The sequence below is a fragment of the Novosphingobium acidiphilum DSM 19966 genome, from assembly GCF_000429005.1.
In the GTDB taxonomy this organism is placed as follows: Bacteria; Pseudomonadota; Alphaproteobacteria; order Sphingomonadales; family Sphingomonadaceae; genus Novosphingobium; species Novosphingobium acidiphilum.
On record NZ_AUBA01000002.1, the window covers coordinates 24,569 to 40,441 of the forward strand.

Sequence of the window (15,873 nt, forward strand, 5' to 3'; positions counted from 1 at the left end):
CCGGGCGGCGGCGCAAGGTGCGCGCACCGCCCGGAGCTATCCGGATCCCTCGGCGAAAGGGGGGGTACCGAAAGATCCGGAAATCAGATGCTCAGTTCAGATCAGATCTTGCCGACAAGGTCGATCGACGGGGCCAGCGTGGCTTCGCCTTCTTCCCACTTGGCCGGGCAGACCTGGCCGGGATGTTCGCGCCAGTACTTGGCAGCCTTGATCTTGCGGACCAGTTCTTCGGCATTGCGGCCCACGCCTTCGGGGGTGATTTCGACCAGCTGGATCGTGCCGTCGGGATCGACCACGAAGGTGCCACGGTCAGCCAGGCCGACGCCTTCGCGCAGGATGCCGAAGTTGTTCGACAGGTCGTGGTTCTGGTCACCCAGCATGAAATAGTTGATCTTGCCGATTGCCGGGCTGCTGTCGTGCCAGGCCTTGTGGCTGAAATGGGTGTCGGTCGAAACGCTGAACACTTCGACGCCCAGACCCTGCAGCTCGGCATACTTGTCGGCCAGGTCTTCCAGCTCGGTCGGGCAGACAAAGGTGAAGTCTGCGGGATAGAAGAAGAACACCGCCCACTTGCCGGCGATGTCTGCATCGGTCACGTCGACAAACTTGCCCTGGTGATAGGCGGAGTTCGCGAACGGTTTGATCTTGCTGCCAACGATCGACATGGTTTGCTTCATTCCTTGATTGGGCCCGGGATGGGCGTTGGGACACTGTGTGATGGTGAAATAGGCGTTCCGATCGCGCATTTCCAATGATCAATTCCGCCCATATAGATTGACGTTTTCGATCAATAGCGGCCTTTGGGCACAAAATGCCGCACCTTCAATAGCGCGATACCATTGCGGTCCGGCGACACGCCCGCGTGACGCACCACCCTTTGGTGCATTGCATTAAATGCAACCGGCGCAGAGCAAGTTGCACTTGAAAGCATGCCGCAGTTTCCCCAATTGCGGAAAAAGGAACGAATTCGTTCAATTTAAGCCATTCAGGATCGTCCATGACCACGCACAGCGACAACACCCCCACCCCGGACACCGAAACCGGCAAGGGCACGCGCAAGCGCCTGCTGGGGCGCGCAGCGATTGTCGCCGCGCTGATCGGCGGCGCCTACGGGATCTATGCCTATGTCGGTTATCTGGACCACGGGCAGTATGTGCAATCGACCGACGACGCCTATGTCAAGGCCGACGGCATCACAGTCAGTTCCAAGCTGGCAGGCTATGTGCGCACAGTCACAGTTGCCGACAACCAGCCGGTCAGGGCGGGCGACCTGCTGGTCGAAGTCGACCCCACCGATTACCGCATTCGCGTCACGCAAGCCGCCGCGCAGGAAAACCTGGCGCGCGCCGGCGAAGCGCTGAACCGTGCCGGGATTACCGAGGCCGAAGCCGGCGTGGCGCAGGCATCAGCCGCGCTGACCACCGCGCAACGCGATCTGGCGTTCTATACGGCCGAAGTCGCGCGCTATCGGCCATTGGTGGCTGCCGGATCCGAGCCCAGGCAGACGCTCGACCAATTGGCCAGCAACCGCGACAAAGCCGCAGCCAGCGTGTCCTCGCAACAGGCCTCGCTTGCCGCCGCGCACGGAAAGCTTGACGCCGCGCGCGCCCAGCTGGGCCAGTCCGGCGCGCAGATCGAGGCGGCGCGTGCGCAGGCCGATGCCGCGCGCACCGACCTTGCCACCACGCGCCTGGTTGCACCGGTGGCAGGCACGGTGGCCTCGTCCTCGGTGCGGATCGGCCAGTTTGTTCAGCCCGGACAACGCCTGCTGACAATCGTTCCGGTGCAGGCGATCTATGTCGAGGCCAATTTCAAGGAAACCCAGATCGGCCTGATGCGCCCAGGGCAGCCCGCCACGATCGAGGTGGATGCCCTGCCCGGTGTTGCATTCCACGGCAAAGTCGAAAGCGTGACACCGGGCACGGGTGCGACGTTTTCGTTGATCCCGCCCCAGAACGCGACCGGCAATTTCACCAAGATCGTGCAGCGCGTGCCGGTGCGCATCCGCATCGATGCCGGGCCCGAGGCACGGCGCGTGCTGGTGCCGGGCCTGTCGCTGCGCGTCGATGTCGACACGGTCGATGCCAAAGGCGCGATCCACCAGATCCGCAACGAGGAATCGAAGGCCAAGCCATGAGCGCCGCCATCGCCACCCCCCAGGTGTCCCAGACGAAGAACGCCGACCTCACCGCCTGGCTGGCGGTTGTTGCAGGTGCAATCGGCGCGCTGATGGCCACGCTCGACATTTCGATCGTGAATTCGTCATTGCCGACGATCCAGGGCGAAATCGGCGCTTCGTCAACCGAGGGCACGTGGATCGCCACGTCCTACCTCGTGTCGGAAATCGTGATCATTCCGCTGACCGCGTGGCTTGAACGCGTGTTCGGGTTGCGCCGGTTCCTGATGATCATGGCGCTGTTGTTCATGGGCTTTTCGATGGCCTGCGGGTTTTCGTCAAACCTGACCGAAATGATCATCGGCAGGGTCGGCCAGGGCTTTACCGGCGGGGCGATGATCCCAACCGGGATGACCATCATCGCCACCCGCCTGCCCCGCCATCAGCAGCCGATCGGCACCGCGCTGTTTGGATCGACACTGATCATGGGCCCGGTGTTCGGGCCTTTGCTGGGCGGCTGGCTGACCGAAAATTACAGCTGGCATTATGCCTTTTTCATCAATCTGCCGATCTGTGCGATCCTGATGACATTCCTGTTCGTCGGGTTGAAGCACCAGCCGATGAAGCTCGACGAACTGAAGCAGGCCGACTGGATGGGCATTGCCGGCATGGCCGCAGGGCTTGGCGGGCTGACCGTGGTGCTGGAGGAAGGCAACCGCGAACAGTGGTTCGATTCCACGCTGATCTGGCGTTTGACCGCGGTGACGATCGCCGGGTTCGTGCTGATCGGGCTGGGCCAGATCTATGCCAAGCGCCCGGTGGTCAGGCTGGCACTGTTGCGCAACCGCGCCTTTGCCGCGGTGTTTGTGCTGGGCCTGCTGATCGGCGCAGTGCTGTATGGCACATCGTACGTCATCCCGCAGTTTCTGGCCGCGATTGCGGGTTACAATGCGCAGCAATCGGGCGGGGTGGTATTCCTGTCGGGCATTCCGGCCGCGATGATGATGCCGCTGTTTCCGCTGCTGGTGCCGCGCATCGATCTGCGTGTTGCGGTGGCGGGCGGCATGCTGCTGATGGCCGGGTGCTGCTGGTTCGATTCGGACCTGACCCTGCAATCGAGCGGCGCTGCGTTCTATCTGTCGCAATTGATGCGCGGGCTGGGCCAGGTCTTTGCCATGCTGTTCCTCAACCAGGCGGCGATTGCCAGTGTGAAACCCAACGAGGCCGGCGATGCTTCGGGCCTGTTCAACGCGGCGCGCAACCTTGGCGGATCGATCGCGCTCGCGCTGCTTGCCACGCTGCAGGAACGGCGCGAGGATTTTCACCACTGGACGCTGTTCAATGCGATCCCCGCCAATGCCACCGACGTCCAGGCCTGGGTCGCCGGCCAAACCCCGGGCGTGGGCAACGATGCCCACATGGCCGCGCTGCAATCGATCAACGCGATCGTCGAACAGCAGGCCGTGGTGATGAGCTTCAACGATGAATTCGTCGCGCTGGCGATTGCGATCGTGGTCGTGATCCCGCTTGTCCTGCTCCTGCGCCCGCTTCCCAAGGGCCACCACAAAATGGCGATGCACTGATGTCTGCTTACCTGTTCCGCCCCCGCCTGCTGACGCTGTCGCTGGCCCCGCTGTTGCTGGCCCCGCTGTTGCTGGAAGGGTGCACCACGGTCGGCCCCGACTGGCACGGCGCGCCGGTTGCCGCGCCGCAGGCCGATGCGCGCGGCCAGTTCCTGCGCGCGCCCGCCGATGCCGATGCCGATGCCCCTGCGGCACACTGGTGGGAAGCGTTGGGCGATCCCGCGCTCAACGATCTGGAAACCCGCGCGCTTGCCGGATCGCCCGATCTGGCCGCAGCGCAAGCCCGGATCGCCAACGCCACCGCCGCACTGCGCAGCGCGCGCAGCGCGCTGGCGCCCAAGGTGGGCGTGGGCGCGGTGGCAGGCGAAGTTACGCTGCCAGGCGCGCTGCTTGGGCGTGATGGCCGCCTGTCGGAACAGGTCTATGGCGACAATCTCCAGGCCTCGTGGGAACCCGATCTGTTCGGCGCCAACCACCGCCGCATCGAGGCCGCACGCGATCGTGCCGAAGCGTCGGAGGCGTCCGCCGCCGATGTGGCGGTTGCGCTGTCGGCGCAAGTGGCACAGGCCTATGTGCAGATGCGCGCGGAACAGGCCAATGCCGCGCTGCTGGCGCAGCAGGTCGCGATTGACCGGCAGTTGCTGGATGCCGCGAATGGCCGCTTTTCGGGCGGCACTGTCGGCGCACAGGCCATCGACAGCGCCAGGGCGACGCTGGCCCAAAGCGAAAGCGATCTGGCCGACAGCCGCGCCCAGATCGTGGCCCTGGCCGACCAGCTGGCCGTGCTGATCGGCAGCGAGCCCGGCACGCTTGACGCGCTGACCGTCCAAACAGCCCCGATCCCCGAGGTACCGGCCCATGTTGCGGTGGGCGACCCGGCGCGGCTGATGCGCCACCGCCCCGACATCCGCGCCGCCGAACGCCAGCTTGCTGCCGCCACCGCCGATGTGGGTGCGCGCATGGCCGATCGTTTTCCCAGTGTCAGCTTTACGGGCATTCTCGGGCTTGGCAGCACCGACCTTGGCGGCGCGTTCAGCCCGTCCACGCTGATCGGCCTAATCGTGCCGCAGATCAAATGGAACGCCTTTGACGGGGGGCGGGCAGCAGCACTGGTCAAATCGGCGCGCAGCGCGCGCGACGAGGCCGAGGCCAATTACCGTTCGCGCGTGCTGGCGGCGCTTGACGATGCCGAAGGCGCGCTGGTCCGGTTCGGCACGCAGCGGATTGCTTTGGGCAAAGCGGTCGAACAGCGCGAGGCGGCCGCGCACCTGGCGGGGCTGCAGGCGACGCGCGCTGCAGGCGGCACGCTGTCACGGGCCGACGCGTTGTCGGCCGACCGTCAGGCGCTGCGCGCGCAGCTTGGCACCGTGACCGCCCGCGCGCGCCTGACCGGCGATTTCATCGCGGTCGAAAAGGCGCTCGGCCTTGGCTGGGACCGCGTGGACCTTGGCAAATGAGCCAGCTCCGTTCCATTTATAGGGGATTGACGATGGCAAAATTTCAGGCAGTCTCCGTACCTATAAAGCCAACAAGGCAGATAGGTGGGACGGATGAGCTGGGTATCGACGATGAGTCGGCGCGTTTTGCAGGCCTATACCGAAGGTCTGGTCATGACATGCCCCCTGCACCGCGCAGGCGACACGTTGCCCGAAACGGGTGGCTTGGCCGCGGCTATCGACCGGTCGCAGGATGATGTCCGTGCCACCCTCAGACCCGAATTCGCCGCATCCTACGAAGGACAGGCCTTCAGCACCGTTCGCCACTGAACCCGCCGCAAGTACGCCTGCGGCACAGGATTGCGCGGACGACGCCACGTGTATCGATGAAACGGACTGTACGCCGCACGCGCGGCGCGGTCGCCCATCCGTAGCCGAAGCAGAAGCGCTGTCGGGGCGCATACTCGACGCCAGCTGGCAGGTGCTTCAGGCTGGGGGTTTTGAATCCTTCACCTTTGATCGCGTTGCCCGCCATGCCCATATCGGCAAGGCCACGATCTATTCGCGTTTTCCCGGCAAGATCGAGCTGATGCGGGCATTGCTGATCCGCCGCATCGCGCAGCGCACCGATTATCTCAACCAGCAAGGTTATAATCTGCCGGTCCGGCAGGCGTTCCAGTTTCGCGCAGCCGAAGTCATGAAAATGCTGTTCTCGCCCGATGGCGTGCTGATGGAACGGTTGATCGACTGGCTGGACCAGGAAATTGGCGAAGGTCAGTCGATGCGCGCCAATGCCTATCGCAACGCGATCGATGTCATATCGCAGACCATGGCGGGCAGCCCCGATGCCGCCGCGTTTTGCATGCACGATACCGATCTGGCGGCGCGGTTGTGGCTGGAAGGCCTGCTGGGCCACGCGCGGCTGGCCAACACCGAAGGGGCTTCGTCCAATCAGGAAATCGAACGCTGGGCCAGCGATTACACCCGGTTCTACTTCGCCGGATTGCAGGCGCTGACGCACGCCGGCTGACGCCAGGGTTTCGTCGAACCGGTGCTTTGCCAAATGCCCGGCACGGTTTAGGATGCACGCCTCAGGCAACTGCACCGGACCCGTGGCAATGGCACCGAACAATCCGTGGAACTATGCGCGCAATCCCCTGCTGGCGGACGATATCGATTTCGCCGTCAAGGGCCACGACCTGCAATTCATCGAAATCGAGCTCGATCCCGGCGAAAGCGCGGTGGGCGAAGCAGGATCGATGGTGTGGAAGGATGCCTGCATCGACATGACCACGGTGTTCGGCGATGGTTCCGAGGGGGCGGATGCCGGGTTCATGGGCAAATTGCTCGGCGCCGGCAAACGGCTGCTGTCGGGCGCAACCATCTTCACCACCGTGTTCACCCACCGCGGCACCGGCAAGGCGCATGTCGCCTTTGCCGCACCGATCCCGGGCACCGTCATGCCGATCCGGCTGGCCGACATTGGCGGCACCCTGATCTGCCAAAAGGACAGCTTTCTGTGCGCGGCTCGGGGTGTTTCGATCGGGGTGGCGTTTCAGCAGCGGATCATGACCGGGCTGTTCGGCGGTGACGGTTTTGTGATGCAACGGCTCGACGGTGATGGCTGGGTGTTTGTGCAGATGGGCGGCACCCTGATCGAGCGCGAACTGGCGCCGGGGCAGGAAATCCATGTCGACACCGGGTGCCTGGCCGCGCTCACACCCTCGGTCACGTTTGACGTGGTTACCGTCGGTGGTGTCAGATCGATGCTGTTCGGCGGCGAAGGCGTGTTCTTTGCGCGCCTGACGGGGCCCGGCAAAGTGTGGATCCAGTCGCTGCCGTTTTCGCGTCTGGCCGGCCGGATGATGGCGGCTGCCACGCCGGGCGGCGGCGATCGGCGCGGTGAAGGCGGCATGCTGGGGGCATTTGGCGATTTTATCGAACGAAGCTGAGGCATTTCATCCGCGCGCCGCGCACAATGTGACAAGCCGCGCTATCGTCTTGCCAGCATGCTGCACGACCGTGCAAAAGGCACTGTCACAAAGGAGCCCCCAGGCGCGATCATGGTCGATTTTCATCACGTATTGCCGCATCAGATCGCACCGAAGACCGCGCCCGAGCGCGATGTCCGGATTGCCGAGGCCCTGGCCGCGCTGCCGGCAGATCGCTATTTCAACCGTGAACTGAGCTGGCTGCAATTCAACCGGCGGGTGCTGGCCGAGGCACGCAATCCCCATTATCCACTGCTGGAACAGCTGCGGTTTCTGTCGATATCGGGCAACAATCTCGACGAATTCATGATGGTCCGGGTGGCGGGGCTTGCCGCGCAAGTGCGCCGCCAGATCGACGAAGTGTCGATTGACGGCCTGTCTGCCAGCCAGCAGTTGCAGGACATCCACGGCGCGATCAGCCATCTGGTCGACGCACAGTATCACATTTTCACCGATCTGGTGTCATCGCTCGACAAAGCCGGCATTCGCCTGATCACCGGCCGCCGCCTCGACAAGGCCGAGGGCGAATTCCTGGCCGATTATTTCGAACGCCGCGTGCTGCCCGCCCTGACCCCGCAGGCGATCGATCCGGCGCATCCATTTCCGTTTGTTGCCAACCAGGGCAGCGGCATCCTGTTTTCGCTGGTGCGCGTGGCCGATGGCGCACCGGTCAACGAAATGGTGCTGATCCCGCCGGCGCTGCCGCGCTATATCCGCCTGCCCGGCCAGCCCGCCACGTGGATCGCGATCGAGGAACTGATCCGGCGCAAGGCCGCGCGGCTGTTCCCCGGGTTTCGCATCCACAGCAGCGGCATTTTCCGCGTTTTGCGCGACAGCGACATGGAAATTGAAGAAGATGCCGAGGATCTGGTGCGGTATTTCCGCACCGCGATCCAGCGTCGCCGTCGCGGCCGCGTGATTCTGCTGACGCTGGAAGACCCGTTTGATCCTGCGGCCGAGGCAATGCTGCGCAATCAGTTGCGGCTCGATTATGCGCTGGTGATCAAGACGCGCGGCCCGCTGGCAATGAACGGCTTGTCGGCGCTGGTTGACGAGGAACGCCCCGATCTGAAATTCGAACCCTATAGCCCGCGCTATCCCGAACGCATCCTGGAACACAACGGCGACTGTTTCGCGGCGATCCGCGAAAAGGATATCGTGATCCAGCACCCGTTCGAAAGCTTCGACGTGGTGGTCGATTTCCTGCACCAGGCCGCGGCCGATCCCGATGTCGTGGCGATCAAGCAGACCCTGTACCGCGCGGGCAAACAATCGGCGGTGATCGCCGCGCTGATTGCGGCGGCAGAAGCCGGCAAATCGGTCACCGCCGTGGTCGAACTGAAGGCCCGGTTCGACGAGGAACAGAACCTGCACTGGGCCAGCCAGCTGGAAAACGCCGGCGTTCAGGTGATCTATGGCTTTGTCGACTGGAAAACCCACGCCAAAGTGTCGATGGTGGTGCGCCGCGAAGGCGATGGCTATCGCACATACTGCCACTTTGGCACGGGCAACTATCACCCGGTCACCGCACGGATCTACACCGATCTGTCGTTCTTTACCGCCGATCCGCGGTTTTGCCGCGATGCCGGGCTGCTGTTCAATTTCATCACCGGCTATATCGAGCCCAAGGGCACCGAGATGCTGGCGATTTCGCCCGGCGGGGTGCGGCACAAGCTGTATGAATGCATCAATCGCGAAGTGGCCTATGCCCAGGCCGGCAAGGCGGCGGCGATATGGGCGAAGCTGAACGCACTGACCGATCCCGACCTGATCGACCGGTTGTACCTGGCCAGCCAGGCCGGGGTAAAAATCACGCTGGTGGTGCGCGGCATCTGCTGCCTGAAACCCGGCATCGCGGGGCTTTCTGACAACATCGCGGTCAAATCGGTGATCGGCCGGTTTCTTGAACACAGCCGGATCTGGGCGTTTGGCAATGGCACTTCGCTGCCCAACCGACGCGCGCGCGTGTTTATTTCTTCGGCCGACGGGATGAGCCGCAACCTCGATCGCCGGGTCGAAGTGCTGGTGCCGATCCGCAACAGCACGGTGCATGATCAGGTGCTCGATCAGGTCATGCTCGCCAATCTGCTTGACACCGAGCAAAGCTGGCAGCTTGACAGCACGGGTGATTACCACCGCACCGATCCCGGCCCCCATCCCTTCAACGTGCATCGTTATTTCATGACCAATCCATCGTTATCCGGTCGTGGTGCCGCGCTGAGCAAGGGGCGCACGGTGCCCAAACTGGCGCTGCGGCGCGGCGGCGCGGCCTGACCCGCAATCATGACCAGCACTGAACGCAGGGCCACGCGCGGAACCTCGCGCGCCATCATCGATATCGGCTCCAACACGGTGCGCCTTGTCATCTATGGCGGACCGGCGCGCGCACCCAACGTGTTGCACAATGAAAAAGTGACCGCCCGGCTGGGCAAGGGCGTCGCCGAAACCGGATTGCTGGGCGAACGCGCCAGCAACGCGGTGCTGGCGGCGCTGGCGCGATATCGCGTGCTGTTGCAGCTAAAAGGCGTCGAGCGGGTCGATGTCGTGGCCACCGCTGCGGTACGCGATGCAACCAATGGCGCGGCGTTTCTCGAAAAGGTTGCCAAGCTTGGTTTTGCCCCCCGCCTGTTGAGCGGCGAGGAAGAGGCCGTAACCAGCGCCCACGGCGTGCTGGGCGCGTTTCCCGGCGCATCGGGCGTGGTGGGCGATCTTGGCGGCGGCAGCCTGGAACTGGTCGACATCGATGGCGATACCTGTCGCCACGGGGTATCGATGCCGCTGGGCACCCTGCGGCTGGCCAAAATGCGTGCCACCGGCGACCGGCTGTTTGCCCAAGCCGTGGCCAAGGCGCTGAAAAAGGCCGCCTGGGCCGCCGAACCCGGCACCACCTTGTATCTCGTCGGCGGATCGTTGCGCGCGTTTGCCCGGTTTGCGATGGTGCAGCTGGAATGGCCGATCGACGATCCGCACGGCTTTGTACTCGACGCTGCCGAAGGTTTGCGCATCGCGCGCAATCTGGCGCGGCGCAAACCCGAAAGCTTGCGCCCATTGGCGGGCATTTCCACCGCGCGCATGAACAGCCTGCCCGATACAGCCGCGTTGCTGGCCGTGCTGATCCGGCGGCTGAAGCCGGGCAAGCTGGTGTTTTCCGCATGGGGCCTGCGCGAAGGCCTGCTTTACGAAGACATGCCTGCGGGCACGCGCGGGCAGGATCCGCTGGTTGCCGGGATGTCGGCCTTTGTCCAGGAACAGGGCATCTCGCCCCAGATCGGTGCGATGGTGGCGGGCTGGACAGTGGCGGCCGCCCCGCCGAACGGGATCGAACGGCGCGAACGGCTGCGGCTGGCGGCAACGATGCTGTGCCTGGCTTCGGCCACGGTCGAACCCAATCTGCGCGGCGACATCGCGCGTGAATGGGCCTTGCGCAAACGCTGGATCGGCGCCGCCACCGCCGAACGCGCGATCCTGGCGGTGGCCATGCTGGCCCACACCGGCCGGCTGGAGGTACCGCCGGCACTGGCCGCACTGATCCCGGCCCATGCCCTGCGCGAGGCGCAGGCCTGGGGTCTGGCAACACGGCTGTGCCGCCGGTTCAGCACGTGTGCCCCGCAAGGCCTGTCAGGCAGCCGCCTGCTGGTCGACGGCGGGCGGCTGGTGCTCGAGGTGCAACCCACGCTCGCCCCCCTTGTCAACGATGGCGTCGAACGCGATCTGCGCGCGTTGGCCGCACACCTGGGACTGAAGGCCCAAGTGGCCTGATCAGGCAGCAGGCGGTGCTGCGGATTCCTTCGCGGCCTCGGCCTCGGCGGCGGCCAGCACGCGCAGCACATTGCCCGACCATATCCGGGCAACATCCTCGCGCGTGTAGCCTGCTTTCAACAGCGCCTCGGTGATCTTGGGCAGGCTGGCGACGTCTTCCAGCCCTGCCACCCCGCCGCCGCCATCCCAATCGGCGCCGATGCCGACATGATCGACGCCCGCGACCTTGATCGCATGCAGCAGGTTGGCCATGACATCGGCAAATGTGGGGCCATCGACAATCGGGTAGGCTTTGTCGATGGCGCGCCGTTCGGCCAGGTAGCTGGCGCGCTCGGCGGCGGCCAGCGTGCGGCTTTCGGGGTATTTTTCGGCCAGTGCGTGCAACGCGGCGGTGCGCAGGGCTTCGGCTTTTTCGGCCTTTACATAGACAGTGTTGATCTGGATCACCCCGCCTTGCGCGGACAACGCGCGCAGGTGGTCATCGTCGATATTGCGTGGATGGTCATAGACCGCGCGCGTTCCCGAATGGCTGAGGATGATCGGCGCCTTTGACAGCGTGATCGCATCCTCCAGCGCCTTGTCCGAACTGTGCGACAGGTCGGGCACCACGCCCAGCCGGTTCATTTCCGCCAGCAAGGCCTTGCCCGCCGGGCTCAGCCCGCCCCACTGTTCCTTGTCGGTGGAACTGTCGGCAAACTGGTTGTTGCGGAAATGGGCAAAGCCGCAGATCCGCACGCCCATGCGATAGAATGTGTCGAGCAATGTCACATCATCGCCCAGCGGCCAGGCGTTTTCGATCGACAGATAGACCACGATCCGGCCGCTGGCCGCGATCTTTGCGGCGTCGGCGGCCTTGTCGGCCAGGGCAAAGGTCTGCGGGTGCGCGGCGACCATTTCATGGATTTCGATCCCGCGCGCCACCGCAAAATCGCGCGCGGCGCGCGTGGCTGCCGGGGTCAGCGGCCCTTGCGGGGTATAGATTGCCCAGAACCCGCCATCGAGGTGCCCCTCTTTCATGCGCGGCACATCAACCGTGCTGAAATCGCGCCGGGCATCGTGCCGGTCCATGATCGACCACCCGGGCATTCCCAGCATCGCCGGGGTATCAAGGTGGGTATCAAGCGTCAGCACTGCCTTGTGCACGCGCATCGCCTCGGGCGTGACCAGCGGCGCGGGCTGCGCCCGCGGCTTTGCCGCCGGACGCGCCAGCGCCGGCTGTGCCACCAGACCAAGCGCCGCACCTGTCGCCAGGGCCAGGCGCATAACGATCCGGAAACGGGTTGCATCGGGTGTCAAACGGGGCATACGATCTCCATGTGCAGCACAAGCCTTTCATCGGGGCGGGCTGTCGTCAAATCCTATCTTGTCCGGCGTGCGGGCCGGCGGCCTGAAAATGCGGCGGGTCCTAACGGACGGGTAAGGATTTCAGGTTAGTCTTCGGCAACAGATTGGTCCGGAACCAAGCCCACAGGCGTCATCATGACTGCAACCGAACATCGTCCCACGCGCGCATTGCTGCCTCGTCGCTCTGAACGGCGCGGGATCAGCGCAAAAGTGCAATATCGACGGTCGACGGTCAGGATGGCCGGGGTCACGCTCGATCTGTCGTGCCATGGCGTGCGGCTGGCGGCGATGGAGCGGTTGCGCATCGGCGAAGTGCTGTGGATCACCCTGCCCGGTCTGCCGCCGCGTCGCGCCACGGTCAAATGGGCCGACCGGTTCGATATCGGCTGCGAATTCGACGACGCGCTGCACCCGGCAGTGTTCGATCGCATCATGATGAGCGACCCGTCCTGACTTCCCAAATCCGCGCGCATGTGTAGATGGGGCGCATGTTGCGCCTGACCGACCTCAAGCTGCCGCTCGATCATACACCCGACGATCTCGAAGCTGCGATCTGCGCGCGCCTCGGCATGGAACGGGGTGCGTTGCTGCGCCATGCCGTTGCCAAACGCGGCAACGATGCACGGCGCAAATCGGCGATCCATCTGGTCTATGCCGTCGACGTTGCCGTGCAGGACGAGGCACACGTGCTGGCGCGCCATGCCGGCGACAAGGACGTGCGTCCCAGCCCCGACACCGCCTATCGCTTTCCGGTCATGGCACCGGCCGACTGGAACGGCCCGCGCCCGGTGGTGATCGGCGCCGGGCCCTGCGGATTGATGGCGGCGCTGATCCTGGCGCAGATGGGGCTGAAGCCGATCATCATCGAACGCGGCAAGGCGGTGCGCGAACGCACCAAGGACACCTGGGCGCTGTGGCGCCGATCGGTGCTGACGCCCGAATCCAACGTGCAGTTTGGCGAAGGCGGTGCGGGCACCTTTTCCGACGGCAAACTCTACAGCCGGATCAAGGACCCGCGCCACCTGGGGCGCAAAGTGCTGGTCGAATTCGTCAAGGCCGGTGCGCCCGACGATATTCTGACCGAGGCGCATCCGCATATCGGCACATTCCGGCTGGTCACCATGGTCATGAGCATGCGCGACACGATCGAGGCGCTGGGCGGCGAATACCGCTTTGAAACCCGGGTCGACGATTTCGAGATCGCAACCGATGCAGCAGGCGAACGCCGGATCTGTGCGCTGCATCTGTCAGACGGGACGGTCCTGCCCGCCACGCACGTGATTGTGGCGGTCGGCCATTCGGCGCGCGACACGTTTCAGGTACTGCACGACCGGGGCGTGCATGCCGAGGCCAAGCCTTTTGCCATCGGCGTGCGCATCGAACATCCGCAAGGCTGGATCGACCGCGCGCGCTATGGCAACTTTGCCGGCAACAGCGTGCTGGGCCCGGCCGCCTATGCCGCATCGCACCAGGCGCGCAACGGACGCACCGTCTACAGCTTCTGCATGTGCCCGGGCGGGCGCGTGGTGGCCGCCACCAGCGAAGAGGGCCGCGTCGTGACCAACGGCATGAGCCAGTATTCACGCGCGGAATTCAATGCCAATTCCGGGCTGGTGGTCGATATCGATCCGACCCGCGACTATCCCGGCGGGCCACTCGCGGGCATCGCGTTTCAGCGCAAATGGGAAAGCCTGGCGTTTACCGCCGGGGGCAGTGATTATCACGCACCGGGCCAAAAGGTCGGCGATCTGGTTGCAGGTCGGGCGTCTTCGGGCGAATTCGGCACCGTGGTGCCCAGTTACCAGCCGGGCGTACGGCTGACCGACCTGGGCCGATGCCTGCCCGATTACGTGATCGACGCCATTCGCGAGGCACTGCCGGTGTTTGGCCGCCAGATCCCGGGATATGACCATCCCGACGTGATCATGACCGGGGTCGAAACGCGCACGTCATCGCCCGTGCGGTTTCGCCGCGGCACCGACCTGCAAAGCGTGAACACGCGCGGCCTGTATCCGGCAGGTGAAGGCGCCGGTTATGCAGGCGGCATCCTGTCGGCCGCGGTCGACGGTATCAAAGTGGCCGAGGCGCTGGCCCAGGAACTGCTCAAAGCCTGAACGCGGCGCGAAAAATTTGCACCGGATTGGTGGTGATCACGTCTTACCCACAAGGGCAAACCATCGATCACACGGCGTCAGCCATGCCGTGAAATCAAGGTGATAGCGCGTACTACCTGCGGCAATTCAGGGGTGTTGCTTTTTTTGCAATGGCCGCGAGCGCTTTTCGCACTTGCACAATAAACCATCCTGGACCATCCCGGTCGGGCCTTTCAGGCATCCTCTCCCAAAACTTTCACGCCGACCGGGCAACCGGTCGGCTTTTTTTGGCCGATGCGTGTTTTACCGTGCCGAGGCACGAACAGCGCCCGCCATGATCTCGGCGCGCAAGTCCGCAAACGGTTGCCCGTTCAGACCCGGCGGATCGGCGATACCGACGATCGCGTCTTCACCGTAACACTGTCCCAACGCCAGCGTCGTTGGTCGCAACGCAACCATCCCGCCCGGCCCCAGCGCAGCAAAGATGCGCACCACCGGCAATGCGGTGTCTGCGTCATCCTGATCGACCACCATTGCCACGCGTCCGCTGCGCAACCGTACGACCGAGCCGATCGGATAGATGCCGACCGCTTCGACCAACCGATCGACAATGGCCGCGTCATAGCCTGCCTCTTTTGCCCGGATCGCGTCGAGCGCATGCGCCGGATCGAGCGGACCGGCGGCCAGGCCACCCGACACCATCTGGTCGAAATCGTCGCACACCGCCGCCATCCGCGCCAGGGTGCCGATCGCATCGCCCGACAGCCCTTGCGGATAACCCGTCCCGTCAAGACGTTCATGATGTTGCAGACAGCCAGTCAGCACCGCCCGAGGAATATCGCCTGCCGCGCGCAATTGCGTCATCGCCAGCAAGACGTGGCCCTGTGCCACATCCTCGGGCAGATTGCGGTAATCGGCCACACCCGTTTCGGCCGAAATCTGCGCCAGCGCGGTGTCCATCAGCAGGCCGACCATGCCCGCCGCGCGCGCCTCGTCAGGCGGCAGGCCCATGCGTCGCGCCAATGCCACCATCAGTGCCGAAACCGCCAGCGCGTGGCGATAAAGATGCACCTGATCGCTTTGGCAACGCAGCAACCCGCCAAAAGCATAGATATTGCGCTGCACCGAGGCATAGATGTCATCGACCACCGGGGCGATATCGCTCGCGGCGATCTGCTTGCCCAGCCGCGTTTCGAGAAACAGGCGATTGATGGCCTTGCCGGCGGCACGCGCCAGGCGTTCGGCACGCGCGATTTCGGGCGAAAGTGCGTCTGCGCGTCGCCCGGCAGGGGCCAGACCGGCTGGCCCGGGGCGCGCGGATGGCGATACGGTGCGCGCGGGCTCGGTTATCGGCTGAGCGACATCGCACCCCTTGCCGGCGTCGATCAGCACCCATTGCACCGCGCTGTTGCGCAGCGCGCGCAGGCGCGCGGGGTCATCAAGCACAAAGCGCGCCTTCCAGAACGGATGGCGAAACCAGTTGCCCTCAAGCCGCTGGATAAACATGCCAAGCTTTACCTGATCGGTGCGGATTCGCTTCAACATGTCGCC

The 15,873-nt window shown here is 64.5% G+C and carries 13 protein-coding genes; 10 read left to right on the forward strand and 3 right to left on the reverse strand.

The window, feature by feature from the left end; all coding sequences use genetic code 11:
- Positions 1–101: 101 nt before the first annotated feature.
- Positions 102–665: an alkyl hydroperoxide reductase subunit C gene (ahpC, locus tag G404_RS0101620; protein WP_028639536.1), complete on the reverse strand. Its 564-nt coding sequence runs from the start codon at positions 663–665 to the stop codon at positions 102–104.
- A 332-nt stretch (positions 666–997) separates the two neighbouring features.
- Here ahpC and G404_RS0101630 point away from each other — a divergent pair, with 332 nt between their 5' ends.
- The 8 genes from G404_RS0101630 (at position 998) to G404_RS0101665 (ending at position 10,885) form a co-directional block, all read left to right on the forward strand.
- Positions 998–2,137 (forward strand): HlyD family secretion protein, encoded by a 1,140-nt coding sequence (locus G404_RS0101630; protein WP_028639537.1) that lies wholly within the window; start codon positions 998–1,000, stop codon positions 2,135–2,137.
- Positions 2,134–3,699 (forward strand): MDR family MFS transporter, encoded by a 1,566-nt coding sequence (locus G404_RS0101635; RefSeq protein ID WP_028639538.1) that lies wholly within the window; start codon positions 2,134–2,136, stop codon positions 3,697–3,699. The genes G404_RS0101630 and G404_RS0101635 overlap by 4 nt, the downstream gene beginning before the upstream one ends.
- Positions 3,699–5,156: an efflux transporter outer membrane subunit gene (locus tag G404_RS0101640; RefSeq protein WP_084600932.1), complete on the forward strand. Its 1,458-nt coding sequence runs from the start codon at positions 3,699–3,701 to the stop codon at positions 5,154–5,156. Before G404_RS0101635 ends, G404_RS0101640 begins: the two co-directional genes overlap by 1 nt.
- 111 nt (positions 5,157–5,267) lie before the next feature.
- Complete coding sequence (locus G404_RS20000; RefSeq protein ID WP_245584339.1) at positions 5,268–5,465, forward strand: hypothetical protein; 198 nt, start codon at positions 5,268–5,270, stop codon at positions 5,463–5,465.
- A gap of 151 nt (positions 5,466–5,616) precedes the next feature.
- Positions 5,617–6,165 carry a TetR/AcrR family transcriptional regulator gene (locus tag G404_RS0101650; RefSeq protein ID WP_245584340.1) on the forward strand — a complete coding sequence of 183 codons (549 nt, stop codon included), beginning with the start codon at positions 5,617–5,619 and terminating at the stop codon, positions 6,163–6,165.
- Between the two features lie 88 nt (positions 6,166–6,253).
- Positions 6,254–7,087 carry an AIM24 family protein gene (locus G404_RS0101655; RefSeq protein ID WP_028639542.1) on the forward strand — a complete coding sequence of 278 codons (834 nt, stop codon included), beginning with the start codon at positions 6,254–6,256 and terminating at the stop codon, positions 7,085–7,087.
- A 111-nt stretch (positions 7,088–7,198) separates the two neighbouring features.
- Positions 7,199–9,400 (forward strand): RNA degradosome polyphosphate kinase, encoded by a 2,202-nt coding sequence (locus tag G404_RS0101660; protein WP_084600967.1) that lies wholly within the window; start codon positions 7,199–7,201, stop codon positions 9,398–9,400.
- Between the two features lie 9 nt (positions 9,401–9,409).
- Positions 9,410–10,885 carry a Ppx/GppA family phosphatase gene (locus G404_RS0101665; RefSeq protein ID WP_028639544.1) on the forward strand — a complete coding sequence of 492 codons (1,476 nt, stop codon included), beginning with the start codon at positions 9,410–9,412 and terminating at the stop codon, positions 10,883–10,885.
- On the opposite strand, the gene G404_RS0101670 is transcribed toward G404_RS0101665, so the two are convergent.
- Positions 10,886–12,148, reverse strand: a complete 1,263-nt coding sequence (locus tag G404_RS0101670; RefSeq protein WP_028639545.1) for a dipeptidase — start codon at positions 12,146–12,148, stop codon at positions 10,886–10,888.
- Positions 12,149–12,364: 216 nt separating this feature from the next.
- Here G404_RS0101670 and G404_RS0101675 point away from each other — a divergent pair, with 216 nt between their 5' ends.
- A complete protein-coding gene (locus tag G404_RS0101675) occupies positions 12,365–12,682 on the forward strand; it encodes a PilZ domain-containing protein (protein ID WP_028639546.1) in 318 nt (105 codons plus the stop codon).
- 35 nt (positions 12,683–12,717) lie between these two features.
- Positions 12,718–14,343 (forward strand): NAD(P)/FAD-dependent oxidoreductase, encoded by a 1,626-nt coding sequence (locus G404_RS0101680; protein WP_028639547.1) that lies wholly within the window; start codon positions 12,718–12,720, stop codon positions 14,341–14,343.
- 282 nt (positions 14,344–14,625) lie between these two features.
- On the opposite strand, the gene G404_RS0101685 is transcribed toward G404_RS0101680, so the two are convergent.
- Positions 14,626–15,867: a cyclic di-GMP phosphodiesterase gene (locus G404_RS0101685; RefSeq protein WP_028639548.1), complete on the reverse strand. Its 1,242-nt coding sequence runs from the start codon at positions 15,865–15,867 to the stop codon at positions 14,626–14,628.
- Positions 15,868–15,873 lie beyond the last annotated feature (6 nt).